Here is a 25,458-nt window from a genome sequence, read left to right on the forward strand (position 1 = left end):
TATGGATGAAGATGTAAAAACAGTTCATATAACAAAAGCCTTAAGTTCTGCAGTTATTGTGAATCTGATTGAAAATTATCCCAATCTTGAAGTAATTACTTGTTCTCCTAGTGTGTATGATAGAACTTCAAGCAAATATATTGACGCACTTTCCCAGCTTGATATTGAAGTTAAAAAAAAATATAATTGGGGAGCTAAAAGCCAAACTAATGGTGCTGAGTTTGAAGTTTTAGAATTATCAGATAACGGTTTAAAACCAAAAGAAATAGCTCAAAAATTAGATTTAAAACTTAATCGCGTATATTATCTTTTAAAAAAAAGTAATGCAAAATATGACAATAGAAAAAGGAAACATGATCATGAAGAGATTAAAGAACTTAAAAATGAGGGATTATCTGCAAAAGAAATTTCCCAAAAATTAAATATTCCATTAAGGAGTGTTTATTATATTCTAAATAAAAAATAATTACTTTTTTTAATAATGAATTTTATATAGTTTATTATGATGATTTTACCACAAATTCCTTTGTATGGAATAGCCATAATCTGTGGATTACTATCTTTTTTTGTAAGCAGATTAACTATGCCGAGGATTATAAGAAAACTTGAAGCGGCTGATATTGTTGGGAAAGATATTCATAAATCCTGGAAACCCGTTGTTGCTGAGATGGGTGGATTCGGTATTCTTTTTGGATTTATTATAGGAATATTTTCCGGAATATATATGCATGACATTCTTACATTTAATTTAGTTGTTGTTCTTGTAGTAATATTGCTTGTTGGAATAATTGGTATTGTGGATGATTTACTTGCCTTATCTTCAAAGGAAAAGTTCTTTTTACTTTTCCTTGCAGGTCTTCCTTTAATCTGGGTGGCACCTCCCAATGTAGGATTATTATATCTGATTACAATTCCTATTGCATTATCTGTCGGATCTAATCTAACAAACATGCTTGCAGGTTTAAATGGAATTGAATCCGGTCTGGGCATTATTTCAATGGCATCACTTACAATAGCCTGTATTATTTTAGGCAAATATGATGTAACAATTATTTCCATGAGTATGCTTGGTGCATTAATTGCATTTTTATATTATAACAGATATCCCGCTAAAATTTTCCCTGGAGACACCGGTACATTAATTATCGGTGCTGCAATTGTTTGCATTGCATTCATTGGCCGTGTGAAATTAATTGCATTTATTGTATTAATGCCCAATATTATTGATGCAGCTTTAAAATTCTATTCTGCAGGTTTTATGAATCGTCAGCAGCAAAAACCAACACAATTAAACGATGAAGGTAAATTGGTAAGGCCTGATGTTGGTTTTAAATCATTGATCAGATTAATTTTAAGAAAACCGATTGCAGAAAAAGATGCCGTTAGATTAATCTGGGCTATTGGCTTTGTATTTGGCATATTGGGTATTGCTGTGGCTCTAACAATGCCGGGGGTACTTGAAAGCAAAACATTAATGAACTTCTTACAAATCAAGGAAATGTTGTATCATATTTAGGTGAATTAAATGATGCCCTATGTAATTTTAAGTGCAGCTATGACATTGGATGGTAAAATCGCAACAAAAACCGGAAGCTCAAATATTTCAGGAAAAAAAGATCTTTTAAGAGTTCATGAGCTTAGAAAAGAATGTGATGCGATTATGGTTGGAATCGGAACTGTAATTGCTGATGATCCGAGATTGACTGTTCACAAAGTTGATGCAAAACCGGATGATAATCCTGTACGTGTGGTTGTTGATAGTAAATTTAGAACCCCTGCTGATGCTAGAATTACAAATTCTGATGCTGAAACAATTATTGCCTGTGCAAGAGAATATAAAGATGAATTGATTGCATCTGATAAATACGAAACATTTAAAAAAAGAGGAGTTAAATTTTTCTACTCCGGAAGTAAAAGAGTGGATTTAAAGTCATTGATGAGTTACCTTCATGAAGAGGGGATTGATAAGCTAATGCTTGAAGGCGGTTCTACTTTAAACTTTTCCATGATAAAAGCAGGCCTTATTGATGAGATAAGAATTTGTGTTGCCCCAATGATAGTTGGTGGCTGTGATTCTAAAACATTTTTTGATGGTGAAGGTTTTGATCTGATGGGTGAAGCAGTTAAGCTTGAGTTAACTGACTCATATCAATTAGATAAGGATCTGATTCTAACTTATAAAGTTTTAAAATAAATCCATGAATCCGACATTTTTGCAGACACAGTATCTGCACAATGATTTTTCATCATGAATATATTTTATGCGGCCTCTGCAGTAGTAAGAGCCATTTGAATAGTAGACTTCATCTTTTTTATTTTCACCATAGGGATGAAGTGGCTTTTTAGCTATTAGTGCCAGGTAGAGTGAAATGTTCTCAGCAAATATCTTATGTTCATCTTCACCTCCGCCATACTTATCAAAATAAAATGCAATGTCTTCCCTTATTTTTTTAACTACCTTATCATTTATATCAAAATCATCTATTATGACTGTCTCATATATATCATCATATGCATTTGAGTTATATTCAGCAAGCTTTTTAGTTAAAGGATCTTTGTACCTATCATCGGCTACTTTATTTTTCAAATATTCAATGGGATAATACCTAATATTTTCCTTTATAGCCTCTAAAAGTTCAGATGCCTTCATAATATTCCTTTACTTTTAAGTAATCTGCGGGGATTGTCAACAATGGCTTTCATTGCATCGTCATGGTTTAAACCTGCACCTAATGCAATTTCATATGATTTTTCAAAGGTAATGATGTCATCAGGTGCATGGGTATCGGTATCAACAAGCAGTTTATTTCCAACTTCACAGGCAATGTTTGCTACATGACCATTTCCGAGGCAGTGTCCTTTACGAGCTGAAATTTCAAGATAAATATCATTTTTAAGGGCAATTTCCGCTTCCTTTTTAGTGATTAATCCGGGATGTCCTAAAATATCAACATGTTTTGATTCAACAGCGGCACGGTTTGTTCCGGGAGTTACAGGTTCATTTAATGTTTCGCCATGGACAACAACAATTTCGGCTCCTAACTCTTTTGCCCTTTCAGCTATTCCGTCAATGGATTCTACTGGTGCATGTGTTACTTCAGCTCCAAGTACAACAGTTATGTCCCAGTTAGCATTAATGTCGTCAATTGCATCCTGGATTGTTGGTATTGCTTCAACATTTGACCAGTCAACATGGTCAGTAATAGCTATTGCTTCATGGTTTAATTTCAAAGCTCTTCTTGCAAGTTCGGAAGGTAATAATTCCCCATCACTAAATAAGCTGTGCATATGTAAATCGATTCTTTTGTTCAAAATATGACCTCATTTATTAAATATAATATTAGTTTATATAATACCTACAATATAAATATTATATGAATTAAATTTTAGAGGTTATATAAATGAAAGCAAAAGCATTTAAAATAGCTGACGGTGTTTACTGGGTTGGTGTAATCCATTGGAATAGTAGAACTTTCCATGGTTATGGAATTCCCGGTACCACTTACAATGCATATTTGGTATTTGGTGAGGAAAAAAATGTATTGATTGATAATGTTTACAGGGGATTATTCGATCAGTTTGATGCAAGAGTAAAAGACGCATTCGAACAAGAAGGAAAAGAATTCAAAATCGATGTATTCGTTCAAAATCATTCAGAAATGGATCATTCAACATTTTTAAGAGATACAATCGCTAAATATAATCCAGATGCGGAAATTTATGCATCACAAAATTGTATTAACTTCTTGGAAGCTCAATATCATAACTTCTCTGATTTAGAACTCAATGCTGTAAATACTGGTGACGAGTTAGATATTGGTGGTAGAACTCTAAAATTCATATCTGCACCAATGCTTCACTGGCCTGACAGTATGTTTACTTTTTTAGCTGAAGATGGAATATTATTCTCAAATGATGCATTCGGCCAGCATTTATGTCATTCAAAAAGATTTGACAGGGATTATCCGTTGGAATATGTTTTAGGGGAAGCACAAAAATACTATGCTAATCTTGTAACTTTAGGCTCTCCAATGTTCAGAATGAAATTGCAAGAGTTAACTGACAATGGTATTTTAGATGAAATTAAAATGATTGCTCCATGCCATGGTCAGATCTGGACTAATCCGGCACCGATTGTGGAAAAATACTCTGAATGGGCATCCGGTGTATGTAAAGATAAGATTACTGTTATATATGATACCATGCATCACTCAACTGAGAAATTAGCATTCCAAATTGCTGAAGGTATTATGAGTGAAGGTGTCGAAGTCAAAATGTACTTTATGCAAGAAGATGGTCCTGATGATGTAATTACAGACATTTTAGACTCTAAAGCTATTGCAATCGGCGCTCCTACAATGATGAACAAACCATTCCCGAGAATCGGAAACATGATGTACTGGTTAGATTGTGTTAACTTCAAAGGAACTGGTAGTGAAAAAAATGCATTGATCTTCTCATCTAAAGGATGGGGTGGAGGAGCTGTAGATAAACTTCAAAAAGATTTGGAAAGTGCAGGATTTAATGTAACTGACACAATGGATATTTTATTTGTACCTGATGAAGATATGCTTGCTGAAGCATTCGAAAAAGGTGCAGAACTTGCTCGCTCTATTAAAGAATAATTTTTAATTATTCTTTTCTTTTTTTATCACTCGATTAATTGTTGCGATTAACAACATTAAAATAGTATGCTTTATAAAAAATAAAATAAAAGATTTAAACATGTCCGATTTAATTATTTATTTTTCAAGAGATGGTGAAAATTACTTCAGTGGAGAAATTAAAAGCATTGAAAAAGGAAACACCGAAGTAATTGCCGAGTATATTCAAGAGTTTACTGGTGCTGATATATTTAAAGTAATTCCAAAAAAGGATTATCCTAGCGATTACATGAAATGCATTGACATTGCTAAAAAGGAATTGAAAGCAAATGCAAGACCTGAAATTAAAGAAGAATTGAGTGACATTTCAGATTATGATATTATATACATTGGATTTCCGAACTGGTGGGGAACGCTTCCAATGCCTATGTGGACCCAGTTAGAAAAGCTAGATTTTACAGGAAAAGTCATAAAACCATTTGTTACCCATGAAGGATCAAGATTCGGTAAAAGCGGTAAGGATTTGAAGAGACTATGCAAAGATGCCATAATCAAAAAAGGTTTATCAATAAGCGGCAGTGATGTTTATGATTTAGCAGATATTGTAAAAATCTGGCTAGAGGAATAATTCTAATTCAAACCAACTTTTTTTTAAAATATTCCATTTTATTCTGTTTTATGGTATTGGTCTTTTTTAAACTTATTTTAGCTTAAATAATATATTCTCAAATTGAACATTAAAATATATCCTTTTAAACACAAACAAAGAATTTAAGCATCAAAATTGAATTATTTATTTTACTTTTTATGCTATTATTCAGGTTAATATCAAAGAAAAAATGGAAATTATATATTACAGAGATTAATTAAATAAATCAATCTCATCTCCAATGCTTCTGTTCATTTAAGAGAATTTAAACAGCTTATAATTTTTTAAAAAAATCTTTAAGAAATCAATGAAAAAATTAAATTAAGAAATGAACCGAATACTAAAAAACACGGTCAAAATTATAATATTTATATGTAATAAAAATCAAAATTATATATGCAAAATAATAATACTATATTATTAGTTTGTTTAGAAAAGTTAAATCTTTTCTTAAAATCAATTATAAAGGAGGTGAAAAAGAAGATGAAGATTAAAAGTATATATAAAATATTGATATTTTCAATAGTTTTACTTATTTCATTGTCTGCAGTTGCAGCCGAAGAGAGTATGGATAATACCACATCAAATGATGATGTTCTAACTTCAGATTCACATGATGATGTTTTAACTCTGAATTCAAATGATGATATTTTGACTTCTAGTGAAAAAACATGGTATGTTGGAAAAAATACGACTGTTGGAGGTAGCGGAACACAAGAAGACCCATTTAATAATATTGAATTGGCTTTAAATCATTCATCAAGTAATGATACAATATATATTAATCCGGGTGTTTATGATGGTCCGCATAATACTAATTTAAAAATTGATATTGATAATCTAACTATTAAAGCAAAACCAAATTCCGTATTATTAAATGCAAATATTAATAATACAAGAGTTTTTGAGGTTACTGGTAATGATGTTTCAATTTCAGGTTTAAACTTCTCCAATGTGTATATGGAATATGGTGGTGTTATTAAATGGGATGGTAATGGAGGATCATTAACTGATTCCACTATTAAAAATTCCAAGTCCCGTGTTGGTTCTATTCGTTGGGAAGGCAATAATGCAATAATTAATAACATAACTATTCTCAATTCTACTTCCGAAAATGGTATACTTGTCATATCAGGTACTTCTTCCAATATAACAAATTCCACTATTAGAGATACTAAAGGTTATTATGGTGCAGTTATGTTTGGTGGTAAATTCAATATAATTGATAACTGTACTTTTATAAACAACACTGCATGGATGAATGGTGGTGGAGTTTATGATTGGGGTGCAAATAACACTGTAAGTAATTCTTTATTTATAGCTAACAATGGAACTCGTGGTGGAGCAATTCTGACTTATGAAAATCAGCCAAATAGGATGAACATAATCAACAATACTTTTATTAACAATATTGGTGGACAAGCAGGTGCAATTGTAGTAAGAAGAGCAGGTGCAAACATTGATAACTGTACTTTTATCAATAATTCAGCCGGATCTGCTGGAGCTGTTTTAATATTGTCTGAAGCAAATATCACCAATTCCATTTTTGAGAATAACAGTGCTTCAACTGTTGGTGGTGCTGTATATATTACAGGTGATGGTTCCACTATTGATAATTCAATATTTATTAACAATACTGCAAATAACGATGGTGGTGCAATTTACTGGAGTGGTGAAAACGGTACTGTTACCAATACAATTTTCATTAATAACACAGTAAATAATGGGACTGGTGAAGCAATTGGTTATATTAATAATGTTACTTTAAATAATGTTACTTTGGTAAATAATAATATTGAACAAGTAATTGTTAACGAATCAACACCAACATTTGAATATGTGTTTAAACTTACTGAAGGATACAGTAATGTTAAATTAACTGATAATTATACTGCATTTTGTACTGAAAAGACTAAATGGTCCTCAAGTCCTAGAACTCCATTAATACCTCATAATGATTTATCCATATTAAAAAATCATATAACTGGTGAATCAGTAGCGGAGTATTTGAAAATACTGATATACAAATATCTGAAAGATCCAGACAGAATAAGAAATTTACAACAAAAAATCTGGATATTCACTGATGACAATTATATTGATAGTACTGATTCTATAATCAAAGAGGTTATTTCTGATTATAATTCTGGTTTCCGTATTCCTAATCAGGGATTTTCTGAAATTATAAATGATACAACCGTACTTAGAATTGATTTTAAATCATATAATATTACTAAACAAATCCAAAACATGATAGGATTTAAAAGTAGTATTGAAAATATTACTTATAATATGAGTGTTGTTAAAAATACATTAACTCCAGCTGTTATTTTAGGTAATCAAACAACTTTTGAAATCAAAGTTACTAATACTGGTAGTTACTATTTGACTAATGTTAGTGTTATTGAAGATGGCTATGATGGTTTAATCTACAACAGTTTTTCAGATCCTAGCGGAAAATGGATATTTTCAAGAAATAGTGATGGAAAACCAATGTGGACATATAATGGTACTCTTTATGTTGGTATTTCATATAGTTTTAATGTAACATTCAATACTACAAAAACTGGTAATTTCACTAATTTTGTAGTTGTCACATCTAATGAAACTGACAATAAAACCACTAACAATACTACTAAGGTTTATAAGCCGGATATGACTGTTGAGAAGCTTTCTTTGAATAGGACTGTTTATGTTGGTAATCAGACTGTCTTTACTATTGTTGTCCGTAATACTGGTGATTGTGATTTAGGTGATGTCTTTGTTGTTGAAAAAGCTCCAGAAGGACTTGTTTACAACTCATTTAAAGGCACCGACTGGTCATACAACAATGGCAAATTTACTTATGGTAAAGTTTTAAAAGTCAATGAGTCTGTTAGTTTTGAGATTGTATTCGATGCTGTTAGTCCTGGTAATTGGACTAATGTTGTTGTTGCAGGTTCCAATGAAACTGATAACAAAACAGGTAATAATACTACTAAAGTTTATAAGCCGGACATGACTGTTGAGAAGCTTTCTTTGAATAGGACTGTTTATGTTGGTAATCAGACTGTCTTTACTATTGTTGTTCGCAATACTGGTGATTGTGATTTAGGTGAGGTTTTCGTTGTTGAAAAAGCTCCGGAAGGACTTGTTTACAACTCATTTAAAGGCACAGACTGGTCATATGATGGCAATAAATTCATGTATGGTAAAACCTTAAAGGTTGGTGAGTCTGCTAGCTTTGATATAGTATTTGATACAATTAGTCCTGGTAATTGGACTAATGTTGTTGTTGCAGGTTCCAATGTAACCGATAACAAAACAGGTAATAATACTACTAAAGTTTATAAGCCGGATATGACTGTTGAGAAGCTTTCTTTGAATAGGACTGTTTATGTTGGTAATCAGACTGTCTTTACTATTGTTGTCCGTAATACTGGTGATTGTGATTTAGGTGAGGTTTTCATTGTTGAAAAAGCTCCAGAAGGACTTGTTTACAACTCATTTAAAGGCACAGACTGGTCATATGATGGCAATAAATTCACATATGCTAAGGTTTTAAAAGTCAATGAGTCTGTTAGTTTTGAGATTGTATTCGATGCTGTTAGTCCTGGTAATTGGACTAATGTTGTTGTTGCAGGTTCCAATGAAACTGATAACAAAACAGGTAATAATACTACTAAAGTTTATAAGCCGGATATGACTGTTGAGAAGCTTTCTTTGAATAGGACTGTTTATGTTGGTAATCAGACTGTCTTTACTATTGTTGTTCGCAATACTGGTGATTGTGATTTAGGTGAGGTTTTCATTGTTGAAAAAGCTCCAGAAGGACTTGTTTACAACTCATTTAAAGGCACAGACTGGTCATATGATGGCAATAAATTCACATATGCTAAGGTTTTAAAAGTCAATGAGTCTGTTAGTTTTGAGATTGTATTCGATGCTGTTAGTCCTGGTAATTGGACTAATGTTGTTGTTGCAGGTTCAAATTTAACAGGTAATAAGACTGGTAATAATACTACTAAGGTTTATAATCCTGGTTTGAAGGTTGAAAAAATCACTTTGGATCCTGTTGTGTCTGTTGGTGAGATTACATCTTTTGAGATTGTTGTCCGTAATACTGGTGATTGTAAACTTGGTGATGTTTTTGTTCATGAAGATAGTTATGAAGGTTTAAGGTTCCATAGTTTCAGGGGTGATATGTGGAAACAGAAAGGTGATACTTTCTATTATCAGGGTGTTTTAAATCCTGGTGAGTCAGTGTCATTTGTAATTTTATTTACTACTTTAAAACCTGGAAATTTCACTAATATTGTTACTGCTGGTTCCAATGTTACTAACAATACTACTACTGAAAACAAAACCAAAGTAATAGAAAATCACACTAACAACAATACTAATGGTACTAATAAAACAGTTAATAATGAAACCAAAGAGGTTAATGTTCATAAGGTTGATACTTCAAGAGCAACTGGTAATCCGTTACTCGCATTACTCATGGTTCTTTTAATGATTAGTGTGACTTCTGTTAGAAAATTCAAAAAATAAATATAAAAATTAAGGATTCATTATTATAAAACTCCTTAATTTTTTTCTTCTTTTTTTAGCAAAATTTAGATTAGATATTCAATTTAAGAGGTTATTTAAACCATGTTATCAAATCGACAATGATTTTATTAGTCAAAGCAGATATTTCACGAATTATAAAAAAGAAATTGAGAAATTTGCTAATGTGTTTTGGTGAAGTTGATCTGCCTGATATTAAAAGCATTAATTGGAAAATATGCTTCGAGAGAAACAATCAAATGCTTGTAAACATTTGTTATTGGTGATTAATGGCTTATTACACTCTGAAACTGGTGGTCTTAAATTAATGAATCTTAATGAAGAAAGGTTAAACATGCTGTATGAAAGGTTTCTTTTAAATTACTTTAAAAAAGAACATCCTTGCATTTTAACTCATGCTCCTCAGATTAAATTGATGAGGAATATGATGAATTGCTTCCGATGATGAACATTGTAATATGAAAATAAGATTCTGATTTTTGCTAAGTTTTACAAACACAATACTTCTGAAAATTATGGAAGGAATATACATCGCAACAATAAATTATATCAGATTTTCACTTATGTTTAAAATAAAGAGATTGAACTTAAAGAAAACGATGTTTAAATATCAGGAATGTTACTTTATTCAAGGACAAATGAAAATATTCAACAGGATAGTGACTATATAATGGGTGGAAATAAGATCAGCATGAAAATCCCGGATCAGAATCATGATTTTGAAATGATTAAACAGCAATTTGATAAAATTGCGACAGATTTCACTAACCACTAATTATATATCTCTTCCCAACATACTATATCCTAAGTAATAAGAGGGAAATTATGGATAATAGGAAAGTGATTATAATTGCACTAATAGCAGTTATTGTTGTTTTAGGAGGTTTAATTGCATATTCACTTTTTACTCAAAACCAAGTCCAATATCAGACAATAGCTGTTAGCAATGCAACAACAATGGAAGTGCCGGTCTCTAAAAATTCAACATTTTTCAATGACGCACTAGGAATCAAATACTATCAGGATGACAAAAGCGGCGTTCAGGTGATTAGCTGGAACGGCCAGGAACAAGCATCAGCTAAAGGAGCAGTCAATATTGCCTCTCAATTTGAAAAACAAAAGGCAGGAACAACACAGTCAATTGAAAACGGAGTGCCAGTTTATGAAAATAAAAAATTGCGTTGCTTTATAATTGAAGTTAAAAATGCAACAACAAATGACAACATTATAATCGTTGCAAAAGATAAGAACGTGGCTTTGCACATGCTTAAAAGCATCAAATTCGGCGTAAGCAACATTACAAATGCAGCTCAAGTCGAACCTTATGCTGAATCTGGTGGAAACCATTTAAATGACAATAATGACACTGTCTTTGTCTTTTATCCATGGTATGTATATGATGAAGGTGATTATGATGCATATGATGACTATTCTTCAAGGGATTCAGAATATGCAGATGACAGTTATTATGACTATTCTTCAAGTGATTCAGAATATGCAGATGACAGTTATTATGACTATTCTTCAAGTGATTCAGAATATGCAGATGACAGTTATGATGAGGAATATGACGAGTCAGATGAAGATTATGAAAGTTCAGAGGACTTTAATTAAAGTAATCTGAATGGCTTTTTTTGGTTGGTTTGACAGGTTATGACCTATTAAACCCTCAGTATGTTGAGTATAAAAAATAAATATTGGTACACAGCAAGGAGTGCAACTTCTGGATAAATATCTTTTTTAGAAATAAGTAAATATTCATAAATAGATATAATATTGTATTTAATATTGGTGTTATCTTATGGATGAATTAAAATCTGAAATTATTAAATTTCAAAAAGAAAGGGATTGGAAAAAGTTTCACACACCTGAAAACTTGGCAAAATCAATATCAATCGAAGCAGCTGAACTTCTAGAACATTTCCAATGGGGCAAAGATTACAGCATAAATGAGGTTGCCGATGAACTTGCAGATGTATTGAATTATTGTATTTTAATGGCTGATGCACTTGATTTAGATATTAAAGAAATTGTTTTAAATAAAATGAAAAAGAATGCTGTTAAATATCCTGTTGATAAAGCCCGAGGCAATGCAGCAAAGTATACGGAGTTATAGTATGATTGTTTATGAAGCAACCAAAGCAGAATTCATTGACTCTGTATTTTCCGGTTCGATTACAGATGAAATTTATGAAATTTATCAACAGAAAATAGGAAAATCTGGAAAATCACAGATCATGTCCTGGGAAAACTCAATGCAATATATGTACAGGGTGTTAGAAGATCCGGAAATTCCTGATGATTCAGGTGTTGCTATCGAGTTTACAATTCCAACAACATCAAAAAGAATTGATTTCATATTAACAGGTCTTAATCAGTTTCATGAGGATTCTGTTGTTATTATTGAACTTAAGCAGTGGATGGAAGCTCAGAAAGTTGAAGGCAAGGATGGTGTTGTAAAAACCATTCTTGGAGGAGGACTTCGAGAAACAACTCACCCATCTTATCAGGTTTGGTCATATGCATCATTAATTAAGAACTTTAATCAAACAGTTGATGAAGATGAAATTGGACTTTATCCATGTGCATATCTGCATAACTATGATTTTACAGATGCTGATGATCTTAGCGATGAAATTTATAAACCATACTATGATAAAGCTCCATTATATGGAAAAAGAGATGCGTTAAAACTTAGAAATTTCATTAAAAAATACATAAGGCATGGAGATAATTCAGATATTCTGTATCGCATTGATAATGGAAAAATCAGGCCTTCCAGGAAACTTCAGGATTCACTTTCAAGCATGCTTGAAGGCAACAAGGAATTTGTCATGATTGATGAACAGAAAATAGCATATGAAATGGCTATTAAAATGGCTCGTGAATCATATTTAGATGATAAAAAACGAGTTTTAATCATTGAAGGAGGACCGGGGACTGGTAAATCGGTAGTGGCTATTAATTTGCTAGTTGATATTATTGCCGATGATATGCTATCTTTATACGTTACAAAAAACTCCGCTCCAAGAAATGTATTTTTTGAAAAGTTGCGAGGAGACAAATACTCTTTAAGCTATTTAAAAAATTTATTTAAAGGTTCCGGATCCTTTACAAAATCTAAATCAAATGAATTCGATGCAATTATTGTTGATGAGGCACACAGACTGAATGAAAAGTCAGGACTATTTGGCAATTTAGGTGAAAACCAGGTAAAAGAAATAATGAATGCATCTAAATTTTCAGCATTTTTTATAGATAAACATCAAAAGATTTCATTAAAAGATTATGGCAGTGTTGAAGCTATAAGGAAATTTGCCCAAGAATTTGATGCTGAAGTTGAGCAAATTAAATTAACTTCCCAATTTAGATGCAATGGGTCAGATGGATACTTATCATGGCTTAATAATGTCTTGGAGATTGAAGAAACTGCAAATTTTGATGGATTTGACTTTGACTATGATTTTAGAGTTGTAGATTCTCCCAATGAACTGAAAAATCTGATTTTTGAAAAAAACAAAGAAAACAATAATGCACGCCTGCTTGCAGGATACTGCTGGAACTGGATAAAAGAAGGAAAAAACAATTCAGATGTACATGATATTGAAATTGATGACTTTTCAATGAGCTGGAACTTGGGAAACTCAGATACATGGGCAATTGATGATAATTCAGTAAATGAAGTGGGATGTATCCACACATCACAAGGTCTTGAATTTGATTATGTTGGTGTAATCATTGGAAATGATATGAGATTCGATGGTGAACACATCATAACTGATTTTAATCAACGTGCAAAGACAGATAAATCTTTATTTGGAATAAAAAAGAAACATAAAGAAAATCCAGATGAAGCCTTAAAAGTTGCAGATGAAATAATTAAAAATACTTATCGCACACTGATGACACGTGGAATGAAAGGATGTTATATTTACTGTGAGGATATGCTGCTTCAAGCTTATTTTAAAGAAAGATTTGGTAATTAATTTTTAGATTCAATATATTTAATCATTCCAAAGCCCATAAAAGTAATTCCAATAAGATAATGATTTTGACTTATTCATATTTATTTTATTACATGTGCATATTATCGATTGTATTCGGCAATTGCATTAATCTTAATAATATTATCGATTGTACTTGACAATTATATTAAAATTATCATTTTGTCAATTATACTGGACAAAACTTATATATTTTAAAATACAAAATTCCACATAACAAGCATTATCTGGGGAATAGCAATGATTAAAAGGAAATTGTACTTAAACCAAATTGAAAGGTTAATGGATAAAGAACCTATCAAAATTATAACTGGAGTTAGAAGAAGTGGTAAAACATATTTATTAAAAAGCATTCAAGAAGAACTAAAAAACAGGGGAATAAACGAAGAGAACATATTCATAATTTCATTTGAATCCATGAAATACAACAAAATAGAAAACTTCAGAGAGCTTGATGAATGCATCATCAACCTGACCAGAAATACAAAAGGCAAAATCTACTTATTATTTGACGAAATACAAAATGTAAAAAACTGGGAAAAAAGCATAAATGCATGCAGAGTAGACCTCGACTGCGACATATACATCACAGGATCCAACTCAGAACTGCTATCCGGTGAAATGGCAACACTGATATCTGGAAGATACTATCAAATAAATATTTACCCATTTTCATTTTCAGAATTCATACAATACAAAAAGGAAATAGAAAAAACAGATATTGATGACTTGGAAGAACTATTTAAAGAGTATGTGGAATATGGTGGAATGCCTCCAATACAACAGGTAGCAACAGAAGACAAGTATTCCTATCTGGGAGACATATACAATACAATACTTCTAAAAGACATTATTGCACGGCACAACATCAGAAACACAGACATGTTAAACCGTATACTTGACTATGTAATAATGAACCTTGGAAAAAACTTCTCAGCAACCAATATTGTCAAATACATGAAATACGAGAGAAGAAAGATATCAAAAGATACTATACTCGATTACATACTATACTCCAAAAATGCATGCTTCATACATCAAGCACCAAGGGAGGACATAAAAGGAAAGAAAGTACTGAAGCACAATGAGAAATATTTCCTGGTCGATCACGGATTCTACCAAGCAAAATACGGCGAAATTGAAAATATGGGTTCCATCCTTGAAAACATAGTCTACATAGAACTACTTAGAAGAGGATACGATGTAAAAGTGGGAATAATCAATAAAAAAGAAATAGATTTCGTCTGCACTAAAGATAAAAAAAGAATATATATTCAGGTAACATATAAATTGGAAAATGATGAAACAATTGAAAGGGAATTTTCAGGGCTTGTAAAAATCAACGACAACTTTGACAAATACGTTTTAAGCATGGATAAACTAGATTTCTCCGGAAGCGGATTAAAGCACAGAAACATCATAGACTTTTTAACATCAGACTATATTTAATGAATGTAAAATAGCATTTTTTACTGTATGGAAATATCCTGCATTTTCATTTAATGCTATTGCGAATATAATAGAAGTGCTTGATAATAAATAAATATCCAATTAACATAATTTAAATAATTTAGATACAATATTGTTATACATAAACAATTAAGGTAATCATATGGAGTTCAATGAAAACCAAAAAAGAGTAATTGCACATGAAAAAGGTCCTCTTCTTGTTGAGGCGGGTCCGGGTTCTGGAAAAACTACTGTTATTGTTGAAAGAATTAAATATCTACTTAACAATTTAAACATTGCCCCTGAGTCTATTTTGGTCATTACTTTTACAAGAAAGGCCACTGAAAATCTGAGAAATAGATTGAACGACTATATTTCAAAAGATGATTTGTCCAAAATGCATATTTCCACTATTCATTCCTTTTGTCTTGAATATTTAAAGTCAAAAGAGGGGTTTTTAAAGCTTTTAGATGATGATAATTCAGAAAAAAAGGAGTTATTTATTCAAAAACATAAAAGAGCATTGGGATTTGTTGGTTCTGCAACTTTATTTGATTATCAAATTCCAGCTATTATCGATAAATTTGGTGAATACACTTCATTTAATGTGAATACAGATAAATTAATCAATTATATTAAAGAGACAAAACCAATTTCTAAGGATTATTTGGATTTCATTGAATCTGAAATCTATTTTTCTAAAAAGAGAATTGAAGATAATGACTTTAAGGATGATTGGTATAATGCAAGATATCTGCAAACTCCAAAGGCATATCTTAAATACCTTGAAGTTTTAGATAACAACAGTTATGTTGATTATGATACTTTGCAGCTTAAAACTCTAAAACACTTAACAAGAGATCCGAAAACACAATTCAATGCTGTTTTGATTGATGAGTTTCAAGACACTGACCCTTTGCAAATTAGAATTTTTGAGATTCTCTTAAAGCAAAGCGATTATTTTACAGCTGTGGGGGATGTTGATCAACATATTTACGCTTTTAGAAGTTCATTTAGAGATTATTTTAAAGACATGAAAGAAAGATTTGATGCTGAGATTATAAGTTTGGATGTAAACTACAGGTCAACCGCCAATATAGTTCGTGTTACTGATTCATTTATCAAGCATCAGAGAAGTGATTACACCCAAAAACATCTGGTCAGTAATAATGACAATTATGATAATGATACGTTCTTAATTGAAAGTGAAGATTCACAAGATGAAGCTAGTAAAATTTTCAACATCATCGCAGAGTTAAAAAGACTAAATAAGATAGAGGATTATGGTGAAGTTGCGGTTTTATATAGAAAACATAATACAAGGACTATTGCTAATTTAATTGAACTTTTAGATGAGAACAATATTGAATTTGTAATTCGTGGGCAAAATGATTTGGCAGATCAAAACGAAATCAGATCCATCCTTTTGTTGTTGTGGTATCTTACTAGAAACATGGATGAAGGCCATGTTTTATCTGGTGATGAATTAGATGAATTGAACCTAAAAGCATTTTGTGGAGAGTACTTTGAACCTACATTCTGGTCACTTGAAGATGAAACTAAAACATACCTTACAACTCTTCAAGATTTATTCTATGAGAATATACTAAAAGTTGAAAATGAAATTAGATCTCTTCAAGGAAAACGTCCAGTCAAATCATATAAACGTGTAAGGGTTAATGAAAGCTATGAAAACTTAATTAGGATATTTAATAAGGTAACTCCACCGGTTATTGACTTAAGACATGTTCACGAGGCAGATAGGGAATTCTTCAATAATCTTAATAATTTAAGAAAAAGAATTTTAAATAATGAATTAACAATATTGGATGTTTATTATGAATTGATATCCCTTAATTTCAATAAATTAAGTCAGGATAAAGTTAGAAATCTTTCCATGTTAACTCGAACTATTTATAATTATGAGTCTTTTATCTCACAGACTGATGTTAAGGGCCTATTTTACTTTTTAAATAGGATAATCAAAAATTATGGTTCAAATTATTCATCACAAAATGGTGTTCAGCTAATGACTGTTCATGCAGCAAAAGGATTGGAGTTTCCAGTAGCAATTGTTGCATCACTTGAAAAAGACAAGTTTCCAATGAAAATAAAAGATCCTAAAAGAGAAAAAAGAACAATATTTATGAAAGACACTTTCTACACTCCAAATGAGTTTTTAAAATATAAAGAAGTGACACTTGATGAGGAAAATGAACTAGACAGACAAGAAGAAGAGCGAATCATTTATGTTGCAATGACACGGGCTGCAGATTTATTAATATTATCTTGTGTTGGAAAAACTCCTGATGTGATAAATAACATCAAAAATTATCTAAAAAAACCTAATTTAAATAATGTGATAATCAATAGGCATTTTACAAATAATGATACAGAAAAACTCAAATTAAACTATTCAAGTTTTTCAACATATAATTTATGCCCATATATGTATGATTTAGTTTATAATTATGGTTTTAAAGTTTCAAGTGAAAAAGTAACAAATTTTGGAACAGTATTCCACGAAGTAATGGAGACAGTAAACTTAAAACTTAAAGATGGTGAAAAAATATCAAAAGAAGAACTGATTTTGATTACTCAAGATATTTATAAGTCAATGTTTGATATTAAAGAGACAGAAGATGAATTTAACATGCTGATAGATTCCATTTTAAATTATTATAACACATATTCACTTAATCAAGAAGTAGTGGAATGTGAACTTCCTTTTGAGTTAGAACATGAAAATTATATTTTAAATGGTGAAATTGATTTAATATATAAAATTAAAGATTCTGAAATTGCAATTTTGGATTATAAAAATGCAGAGCATGATGATAATAAAATAGCCCACTATGAAAAACAGTTGTATATTTATGCTTCAGCTTTAAAAGAAATGACTGAATTTGATAAATATGAAATCAAAAAAGGAATAACACATTTTGTTAAAACGGATTACCGTCATGAAGTTGATATAACAGATGAAAAGATCAATAAGCAGTTATATAAATTAAATGAAGTAGCTTTAAAAATACAAAATAACGAGTATCCTAAAAGAGAAAGCGGATTCTGTAATGTTTGTAAGTTTCAGGTTATTTGTCAAAATTAAAGTATTAATAGTATGGATTTATCATTACAATTATTCAAAATGACTATAAATTTATTAAATCACTTCAATTTTAAAATAAGCTTTTTTCAACTCTTTATTTTTAGAAATATTTAAATATATCAAGTTTCATAACTAACTTTGGTGATAATAATATGAATACCACAAAAAACCAATCCATTGTATATGATGAAAAAACAATATTTAAAGTTAAAGAAATGATAGTGGCAGGATTAAATAAACTTAAACTGTTTAAATGCAAAAAATCAGGGAATTTAGACTTTTACAATGATTTAAAAGAAACGTTTACTGAAATTGCATTAAATCTAAAAGAACTGAAATTGTGGAATGAATTAGATTATTTTCTTTCAATTTCACTTTATATTGAATATATTGTCTATAAAAATTCCATTGACTCCTCTTTTGGGCACTGCTCTTTTGCAATTGAGTTGTTAAATTTTTACATTAATCTAATTAAAACTAGTTCTGATTATTATCTAAATTTAACCGAAATGTCCATAAAAGATTTTGGAATATATCAAAATGAAACAAAAACTAGATACAGGCAATATAGGCGCAAATTTCATACTGATGTTTATGTGTTAAGTGGAAATTTCACTGAAGATCAAATGTATGAAATTCATGCAAGTTTAAGGGAGTGATTTAGTGTATTTCTTGGATACAAATGTGCCTATTGGATATACAATTATCCATGATAGATGGCATGAAAACTCAAAAAATTTCATTGACAATAATAAAAATTCTATCTTCTGGTCTAATTTTGTTAAAAGTGAGTATTATAATAAATTAGATAATATACTTGATTATATTGTAAAATTTTTAAAATCAATTGTCTGTATTTTAAAAGTTAATGAAATGGATTTTTATAGTTATAATAGTTTTGAAGAGCATATATTGAACGAAACTAGATTTTGCAAACTAGATTATTTTAAAAAACAAAAGATTTTGGAAAATTTTTGGAATGAATATGACTTTATTGTTGGTATTTCCACTAAGCTATATGATTGTTTTTATAATTATGCTTTTGATTTTGTAAATAATTATAATAATAGAGATTTAAGATTAAATGAAATCATGAGATTGCATGACTGTGGTTTAGATAACTATTTAAAATACTATGATTATGCTTTAAAATTATATAAAAATGGAATTCACCCTCCTGATTGTAAAATTATCATTGATGCACATGACTGTGGTTTAACTCATGATGATTTAAAATTCATTTCAAATGATAATAAATTAATTGATGCTTTATCTAAAATAGATACTTCTAATTTAAGAATTATTGAGTTTGGATTATGTAATTCATGACCAAAAATTTTATTAATTACATTATACCAATGATTTATACATACTATTAATAAATTGTGTATACTTTGGTATTTATGGAAGTGATAAAATGTCAGTAAAGGAATTATTAAAGGAATGTGGTTTTTTATATTTCAAGGAAGACTATAAAAATTTACTTATAAAATGTGAAGAAGTGTTAAAAATAGATGAAAAAAATCCCATTGCCTTAAACTATAAAGCAATTGCTTTTTACTACTTTGATATGGATGATATAGCTTTAAAAATACTAAATGATACTCAAAAACTATATCCTAAAAACTACTACACACTAAGCATTAAATCATTAGTATATATTGCATTAAAAGAATACAGAAAAGCTCTTGATTGTTGTAATGAAGGTTTAAAAATTAAAAATTTCGATTTGCTTGAAATAAATAAAATTAAAGCATTAATTTATCTAGATAAAATTGATGATGCATACAATTTCTATAATACTATTGAATGTCCTAACTTTAAATTCGAAGAAATATTGATAGAATGTGAAAAGTACAGTGAAGCTTTAAATTCTTACAATAGCAAGTTAAAAGAAAATTCACAAGATTTGGAGTTAATTGATAATGTCAAAACATTAATGGTGAAATATGACCTAAATGTCAAGCCAAACTGGGATGAAGAGTTTTATATTTCATGGATATATCACATCAAACATAATGACAACAAAAATTGTCCTAAATGTGGATCTAAATTAATTCCAATTGTTTATGGTTATCCACTTGAAGAGGCATTAAAACAAGAAAAAAACGGTGAAATAATACTTGGAGGATGTTGCATCAATGATGAAATGGGTAACCTCCATTGTCCAAATTGTAAAAATGATTTTTACATAGATGCACTGCATATTGATGCAAAAGGCCCATTATATGATTATATTGTCTTAAAAATCAATAATCTGGATGAATTGTTATTCGATGAGATATGCTGTTCCATTTACAAAATAAGAGAGGATATTGAATACTTTGATGATGATGAGTTTAAAGCGTTCATAAATCATTTAATATCGATTGGCTACCTATATGAGCCTGTTAAAGGTTATATTAAGCTGGTTGATATTCATTAAATATGATTTATTCAAATACACGGCTTATCCTTAAATAGCCATATTTCCAATTGCATGCTACAGAAAATCAGCTAAATGCATGATGCGATTGAATTCATCAATATTACTTTTCAAATGCTCTTGGATTAATTGATTTAATTATTAGATTTAAATACCTAACTATAATGATGGACTGGCAATATAGTGATTACTCAAAAATTAACCCTAATGCAAAAAAGCATTTTCCCTTTGACAATCCTCGTGATAATCAATTAGAAACTGTTTCTGAGATTGCTGATGCTATTAATCATGGTTATAAATATATTGTACTTGAAGCCGGAACTGGTACGGGCAAATCAGCAATTGCAGCTACACTATCCAATATGTCAGACTCATCATACATTTTAACCATCACCAAACAACTCCAGGACCAGTATTTAAGAGATTTTAAAGATTTCAAAGTAGTTAAAGGAAGATCAAACTTCAGATGTCAAAATTATATTAATAAATCTTGCAGTGAAGGCAAATGCCTTACTGAAGGTTTTGAATGCAGATTCTCTTTGAAAAATAGGGAAAATGAAATTAGGAAGGACAATACCTGCCCGTATTATTATCAGAAATATTTGGCTTTACATGCAAAAACTGTTGTTTCTAATTATTATTACATGTTTTTGGAGCTTAATTATGTTAAGGACTTTCAAAAAAGGGATTTATTAATTTTTGATGAAGCCCATAACTTAGAGTCGACTTTAATGGATGAGTTAACCCTAGAATTTTCTAAAAGTGATCTTGAAGAATACCTTGATTATAATTTAAGATGTGAAAAGATTGAAGAATTAAACAGTAATAATTATTTAAATTGGATTGAATTTATCAATGAGATTAAGGAAGGTTACTTGGAGGAGCTGAATAAACTTGAAAGATTAGACAAATTGGAACTTGCTGAGAAAATAGCTTTCATCAAACATCAAATTAACGATTGCAGCCGTTTTATTGAACATTTAACTCATGATCCGAAAATTTGGATTTTTGATTGGGATGATGATTATCAAACAGCCCAATTTAAACCTCTAAAAGTTGATAATTATGCTAAAAATACATTGTTTGATTATGCTGATGTTTGTATATTCATGAGTGCAACAATCCTTGACTGGAAATTGTTTTCTAAATGGTTAGGAATACCGGAAGATGAAATATATGCAATAAGACATAAAAGTCCATTCGATATTAATAATAATCCAATAACTGCATATGATGAATATAATTTATCAAGGAAATTCATTAAAGTTAATGCGCAAAAAAGCATTGGTTCAATAAATGAGATCTTAGATAAACATAAAAATGAAAAAGGAATAATTCATACAGTAAGCGGAAAATGCAGAGATTTTTTAATTGACAATATTGCCGATGAAAGATTGATTGCTCATGACAGACATAACAGATCAGAAATGCTTGAGGAATTCATCTCCTCAGATGAACCGTTAGTTTTGATTTCACCATCTATGAGTGAAGGTGTTGATCTTCCGGGGGATTTATGTCGTTTTCAAGTAATATACAAGTTACCATTTCCAGACTGGGGTGATAAGCAGATAAATCAAAGAGCAGGTATTGATAGGGAATGGTATGATTATAGAACATGCCTCAACCTTGTTCAAACACACGGGCGGGGTGTGAGATACGATGGGGATTACTGCCATACTTACGTTATTGACAGCCGTTTTAGATCATATATCCGAGAAGCGTTTCCATCTAAATTTTTACCGGATACATTTAAAGAGTCAATTGAAGGCAGGGAGTTTGATTTAAAAGAAAAGAAAAGGTTAATGGAAATTGGTGATTTTCATATTGAAAATAATGATTATGAATCTGCAATTATATTCTTTAAGGAGTTGTTGAATAATGAATTATTCAAAAATGATATATATCCCTACCTTAAATTATCAAATCTTTATCATGAAACTGGGTTGTTTGAATGCGAGGTTCAAGTTATCATGCGATTTTTAAGTTCTGGTGCTGAATATAATCACTTTGAAAAACGACTAAAGGAGCTTGCAGATATGGGTTATTTTGATTTTAATTAAAATATTTCCAGAATAAAAATCTTAGAATGTTATTTAACACAACTTATATTAACTTTTTAGACATATAATTATATTATTAAAAAATAAATAGGTATTTTTCTATGTTGGAGTGGAATATTTGTAAAAATTGTGGTGCAATTCTGGATAATTCTCAAAATACTTGCCTGAATTGCCAAGGGGATGTTGAAAAAGTAAACATTGATTATTTAAAAAAATATTTGGATAATTTAAACTTTGTTGTTAAAACGCTGAACATCTTCACCCCATATTGTACGTTAACAAAAGATATGGGCAATATTGCTTTGGAAAGTCTGATAATGGATGATTTATTTAAGTATTTCTCATATCTTGGCCTTGGAGATAACGAAATTACTGACAATGAGGTTGAATTTATCAATTCACTTCTCGATACCAATTTTTCAAAAGAAGACATTCAAACCCTAACAGATGCCGAACTTGACAAATCACTTCCAGCATCATTTAAATGCCTGCAGGAAATAGACGAATATGGTCAAAACTTTGATATGTATCAGTTAAACTCCTGCAGCGAATTATTCAACTGTTTTAAATTATTCGGAAAATTTTTTATCACTGCTGACAATGAACTTGATGGCGATGTCCTGAAGATATATTCACAATACATCAATTATCTGGAAAGTTCTCTTAAAAGTAAAAACACTGCTCTAAAACCGATTGATCATCTGAATTATAAACCATCAAAAAAGGAAGAAACACATTCACTTGATGAATATTTAAATGAATTAAATAAACTTGTCGGTCTTGAAAAAGTCAAAAAAGACGTTAATTCACTTATTAATCTTGTACAGATTAGAAAACTAAGAGAAAAAAGAGGCATAAAGCAGCCTCCAATGAGCCTTCATTTAGTTTTCTCAGGCAATCCCGGAACTGGCAAAACTACAGTTGCAAGATTGCTATCGAAAATTTATCATGAAATTGGGTTGTTATCAGAAGGGCATTTAATTGAAACTGACAGATCGGGTCTTGTTGGCGGTTATGTTGGTCAAACTGCAATCAAGACCCAGGAAGTAATACAATCTGCCCTCGGTGGAATATTGTTTATTGATGAAGCATATTCACTGACATCCAAAAGTGAAAATGACTATGGTCTGGAAGCTGTTGACACATTACTTAAGGCAATGGAGGATCATCGGGACAATCTGATTGTTATTGTTGCCGGTTATCCTGCATTAATGGAAAAATTTTTATACTCAAATCCAGGTTTGGAGTCAAGGTTTAATAAGTTCATATACTTTGAAGATTATAATGAGGAGGAATTATATAATATATTCTGGTTAATGTGTGAGGAGTCAAATCTCACATTGGATGAGGCGGGAGATAATTATATAAAAGAATATTTCAAAAGAATATATGACAACAGGTCAAATAATTTTGCTAATGGAAGAGCTGTTAGGAATCTGTTTGAAGAAGTAATAACTAATCAGGCAAACCGTTTAGCTCCAAAAAAAGAAATAAGTGATGTGGAATTGAATACATTAACATACCAGGATTTTTTAGTTGATGAAAATGAGTGAGAAAATCTGTAGTAACTGTGGAAATAAAGTGGATGGCAGTGCAAACTTCTGTCCAAAGTGCAAATCACAATCATTTAGAAATATTAATGAGGTTGCAAAACCTAAAAGTGGTGTTGTTCATAAGTTATTTTATAAATATCAGGGAGGTTACTTTGCAGTATCCAAGTCAAAGATAGCTGCAATCACTACATTTATTTTATTTGCTTCATTAGGCTTTGAATCCCCAAACCTAATCATATCCTCAGTGATAATTGCATTTTTGGTTTATATTATAGGATTTGCTATAAGAAGGATCAATATTATTAACCAAAATTCAAAAATGTTTTTTAGGAATAATAATTTAGGTTTAATCACCGATCTGATGCATCTGTTTGCTTTTTGGCAGGACAGGGAAACCGGTAAATTTGCATTGTCAAAAACAAAACTAATTTCCATTTTAATATTTTTTGTTTTTGCAACATCCGGACTTTCACTGCCTAATGCTACACCTATTTTAGCAGCAGTATTTGGTTTGATATTTGCCCTGCCTGTATTTGTAGTCGGATATGGAATTCACAGACTTACAACTTCAAGACCTGTTAAAAAGATAGTCAAACAAGCTGAACCAGATACCGGAAAAAAACATGATGATGCCAGCAATGCAAAAAAAGACATTCATATACATGAATTTGACAAGTATAGGGCAAAATTAAATGAATTAAAAGTAAGGTATGAGATTAAGGAAAAAAATGCCCGTAATCTGATTGCAAAACGTTTTACTCCGCCCCAATTGACTTATGATAAGTTTATTGCATCTGTTGACAAGTCCACTATGATGTTTAACAGTCATGCTGAGGTAATTTCAAATATTCTTGATTTGGCTTCCCAGGACAGCAAGAAGATTGATGATGAACTCAATGACCGATTCGATATTCTGGAAGCTCTTGTTGAGAAAATTGATGAGTTGATTGATGAGCTAGTATTAAGCTTAAACGATGATGAAAAAGAGGGAAATCCCTCAAATCTATTAAATGACTTAGATGATTTAATTGATTCTGTAAAAAATTACTGATGATTT

Annotated in this window: 19 protein-coding genes; 17 read left to right on the top strand and 2 right to left on the bottom strand. The window is 30.5% G+C overall.

Annotated features, from left to right (window positions below; translation table 11 throughout):
- Window position 1: 1 nt before the first annotated feature.
- Genes EDC42_RS06500 through EDC42_RS06510 form a run of 3 tightly spaced genes read left to right on the top strand, consistent with a single transcriptional unit; the run spans window position 2 to window position 2,194 of the window.
- On the top strand, window positions 2-466 hold the full coding sequence (locus EDC42_RS06500) for a hypothetical protein (RefSeq protein ID WP_069575396.1): 465 nt from the start codon (window positions 2-4) through the stop codon (window positions 464-466).
- A 36-nt stretch (window positions 467-502) separates the two neighbouring features.
- Window positions 503-1,516: an MraY family glycosyltransferase gene (locus tag EDC42_RS06505; protein WP_069575395.1), complete on the top strand. Its 1,014-nt coding sequence runs from the start codon at window positions 503-505 to the stop codon at window positions 1,514-1,516.
- 9 nt (window positions 1,517-1,525) lie between these two features.
- Window positions 1,526-2,194 carry a 2,5-diamino-6-(ribosylamino)-4(3H)-pyrimidinone 5'-phosphate reductase gene (locus tag EDC42_RS06510; protein ID WP_069575394.1) on the top strand — a complete coding sequence of 223 codons (669 nt, stop codon included), beginning with the start codon at window positions 1,526-1,528 and terminating at the stop codon, window positions 2,192-2,194.
- Here EDC42_RS06510 and EDC42_RS06515 read toward each other — a convergent pair.
- Window positions 2,186-2,650, bottom strand: a complete 465-nt coding sequence (locus tag EDC42_RS06515) for a DUF2115 family protein (RefSeq protein WP_069575393.1) — start codon at window positions 2,648-2,650, stop codon at window positions 2,186-2,188. The genes EDC42_RS06510 and EDC42_RS06515 overlap by 9 nt on opposite strands.
- The gene (locus EDC42_RS06520; protein ID WP_069575391.1) at window positions 2,647-3,312 is read right to left on the bottom strand and encodes a histidinol phosphate phosphatase domain-containing protein; all 666 of its coding nucleotides are present in this window, start codon (window positions 3,310-3,312) and stop codon (window positions 2,647-2,649) included. The genes EDC42_RS06515 and EDC42_RS06520 overlap by 4 nt, the downstream gene beginning before the upstream one ends.
- An 89-nt stretch (window positions 3,313-3,401) precedes the next feature.
- Between EDC42_RS06520 and EDC42_RS06525 the strand changes: the two genes are divergently transcribed.
- From EDC42_RS06525 to EDC42_RS06590, 14 genes are all read left to right on the top strand, one after another.
- Window positions 3,402-4,625, top strand: a complete 1,224-nt coding sequence (locus EDC42_RS06525; protein ID WP_069575390.1) for an FprA family A-type flavoprotein — start codon at window positions 3,402-3,404, stop codon at window positions 4,623-4,625.
- Between the two features lie 100 nt (window positions 4,626-4,725).
- A complete protein-coding gene (locus tag EDC42_RS06530) occupies window positions 4,726-5,232 on the top strand; it encodes a flavodoxin (RefSeq protein WP_069575388.1) in 507 nt (168 codons plus the stop codon).
- A gap of 504 nt (window positions 5,233-5,736) precedes the next feature.
- Window positions 5,737-9,783 (top strand): right-handed parallel beta-helix repeat-containing protein, encoded by a 4,047-nt coding sequence (locus tag EDC42_RS06535; protein ID WP_170151651.1) that lies wholly within the window; start codon window positions 5,737-5,739, stop codon window positions 9,781-9,783.
- 843 nt (window positions 9,784-10,626) lie between these two features.
- Complete coding sequence (locus EDC42_RS06540; RefSeq protein ID WP_123833417.1) at window positions 10,627-11,415, top strand: hypothetical protein; 789 nt, start codon at window positions 10,627-10,629, stop codon at window positions 11,413-11,415.
- Window positions 11,416-11,602: 187 nt separating this feature from the next.
- Entirely contained in the window at window positions 11,603-11,917 is a 315-nt protein-coding gene (locus EDC42_RS06545) for a nucleotide pyrophosphohydrolase (protein ID WP_069574621.1), read from the top strand.
- Window position 11,918: 1 nt separating this feature from the next.
- Window positions 11,919-13,787, top strand: a complete 1,869-nt coding sequence (locus EDC42_RS06550; RefSeq protein WP_069574622.1) for a DUF2075 domain-containing protein — start codon at window positions 11,919-11,921, stop codon at window positions 13,785-13,787.
- Between the two features lie 258 nt (window positions 13,788-14,045).
- A complete protein-coding gene (locus tag EDC42_RS06555) occupies window positions 14,046-15,254 on the top strand; it encodes an ATP-binding protein (RefSeq protein WP_069574623.1) in 1,209 nt (402 codons plus the stop codon).
- 163 nt (window positions 15,255-15,417) lie between these two features.
- Entirely contained in the window at window positions 15,418-18,363 is a 2,946-nt protein-coding gene (locus tag EDC42_RS06560; protein WP_069574624.1) for an ATP-dependent DNA helicase, read from the top strand.
- A gap of 152 nt (window positions 18,364-18,515) precedes the next feature.
- A complete protein-coding gene (locus tag EDC42_RS06565; RefSeq protein ID WP_069574625.1) occupies window positions 18,516-19,022 on the top strand; it encodes a hypothetical protein in 507 nt (168 codons plus the stop codon).
- A 13-nt stretch (window positions 19,023-19,035) separates the two neighbouring features.
- On the top strand, window positions 19,036-19,692 hold the full coding sequence (locus EDC42_RS06570) for a hypothetical protein (RefSeq protein ID WP_069574626.1): 657 nt from the start codon (window positions 19,036-19,038) through the stop codon (window positions 19,690-19,692).
- 88 nt (window positions 19,693-19,780) lie between these two features.
- Entirely contained in the window at window positions 19,781-20,788 is a 1,008-nt protein-coding gene (locus EDC42_RS06575; protein ID WP_069574627.1) for a hypothetical protein, read from the top strand.
- 167 nt (window positions 20,789-20,955) lie between these two features.
- The gene (locus EDC42_RS06580) at window positions 20,956-22,848 is read left to right on the top strand and encodes a helicase C-terminal domain-containing protein (RefSeq protein WP_158005586.1); all 1,893 of its coding nucleotides are present in this window, start codon (window positions 20,956-20,958) and stop codon (window positions 22,846-22,848) included.
- 101 nt (window positions 22,849-22,949) lie between these two features.
- Window positions 22,950-24,401, top strand: a complete 1,452-nt coding sequence (locus EDC42_RS06585) for an AAA family ATPase (RefSeq protein ID WP_123833418.1) — start codon at window positions 22,950-22,952, stop codon at window positions 24,399-24,401.
- Window positions 24,394-25,452 (top strand): zinc ribbon domain-containing protein, encoded by a 1,059-nt coding sequence (locus EDC42_RS06590; RefSeq protein WP_123833419.1) that lies wholly within the window; start codon window positions 24,394-24,396, stop codon window positions 25,450-25,452. Before EDC42_RS06585 ends, EDC42_RS06590 begins: the two co-directional genes overlap by 8 nt.
- The last annotated feature ends 6 nt before the right edge of the window (window positions 25,453-25,458 follow it).

This window comes from Methanobrevibacter gottschalkii DSM 11977, from assembly GCF_003814835.1.
Taxonomy (GTDB): domain Archaea; phylum Methanobacteriota; class Methanobacteria; order Methanobacteriales; family Methanobacteriaceae; genus Methanocatella; species Methanocatella gottschalkii.

Bases quoted from the DNA above. Each gene is read 5' to 3' on its own strand.
- EDC42_RS06500 (WP_069575396.1), top strand. From the start codon at position 2: ATGGATGAAGATGTAAAAACAGTTCATATAACAAAAGCCTTAAGTTCT.
- EDC42_RS06505 (WP_069575395.1), top strand. From the start codon at position 503: ATGATGATTTTACCACAAATTCCTTTGTATGGAATAGCCATAATCTGT.
- EDC42_RS06510 (WP_069575394.1), top strand. From the start codon at position 1,526: ATGATGCCCTATGTAATTTTAAGTGCAGCTATGACATTGGATGGTAAA.
- EDC42_RS06515 (WP_069575393.1), bottom strand. From the start codon at position 2,650: ATGAAGGCATCTGAACTTTTAGAGGCTATAAAGGAAAATATTAGGTAT.
- EDC42_RS06525 (WP_069575390.1), top strand. From the start codon at position 3,402: ATGAAAGCAAAAGCATTTAAAATAGCTGACGGTGTTTACTGGGTTGGT.
- EDC42_RS06530 (WP_069575388.1), top strand. From the start codon at position 4,726: ATGTCCGATTTAATTATTTATTTTTCAAGAGATGGTGAAAATTACTTC.
- EDC42_RS06535 (WP_170151651.1), top strand. From the start codon at position 5,737: ATGAAGATTAAAAGTATATATAAAATATTGATATTTTCAATAGTTTTA.
- EDC42_RS06540 (WP_123833417.1), top strand. From the start codon at position 10,627: ATGGATAATAGGAAAGTGATTATAATTGCACTAATAGCAGTTATTGTT.
- EDC42_RS06545 (WP_069574621.1), top strand. From the start codon at position 11,603: ATGGATGAATTAAAATCTGAAATTATTAAATTTCAAAAAGAAAGGGAT.
- EDC42_RS06550 (WP_069574622.1), top strand. From the start codon at position 11,919: ATGATTGTTTATGAAGCAACCAAAGCAGAATTCATTGACTCTGTATTT.
- EDC42_RS06555 (WP_069574623.1), top strand. From the start codon at position 14,046: ATGATTAAAAGGAAATTGTACTTAAACCAAATTGAAAGGTTAATGGAT.
- EDC42_RS06560 (WP_069574624.1), top strand. From the start codon at position 15,418: ATGGAGTTCAATGAAAACCAAAAAAGAGTAATTGCACATGAAAAAGGT.
- EDC42_RS06565 (WP_069574625.1), top strand. From the start codon at position 18,516: ATGAATACCACAAAAAACCAATCCATTGTATATGATGAAAAAACAATA.
- EDC42_RS06575 (WP_069574627.1), top strand. From the start codon at position 19,781: ATGTCAGTAAAGGAATTATTAAAGGAATGTGGTTTTTTATATTTCAAG.
- EDC42_RS06580 (WP_158005586.1), top strand. From the start codon at position 20,956: ATGGACTGGCAATATAGTGATTACTCAAAAATTAACCCTAATGCAAAA.
- EDC42_RS06585 (WP_123833418.1), top strand. From the start codon at position 22,950: ATGTTGGAGTGGAATATTTGTAAAAATTGTGGTGCAATTCTGGATAAT.
- EDC42_RS06590 (WP_123833419.1), top strand. From the start codon at position 24,394: ATGAGTGAGAAAATCTGTAGTAACTGTGGAAATAAAGTGGATGGCAGT.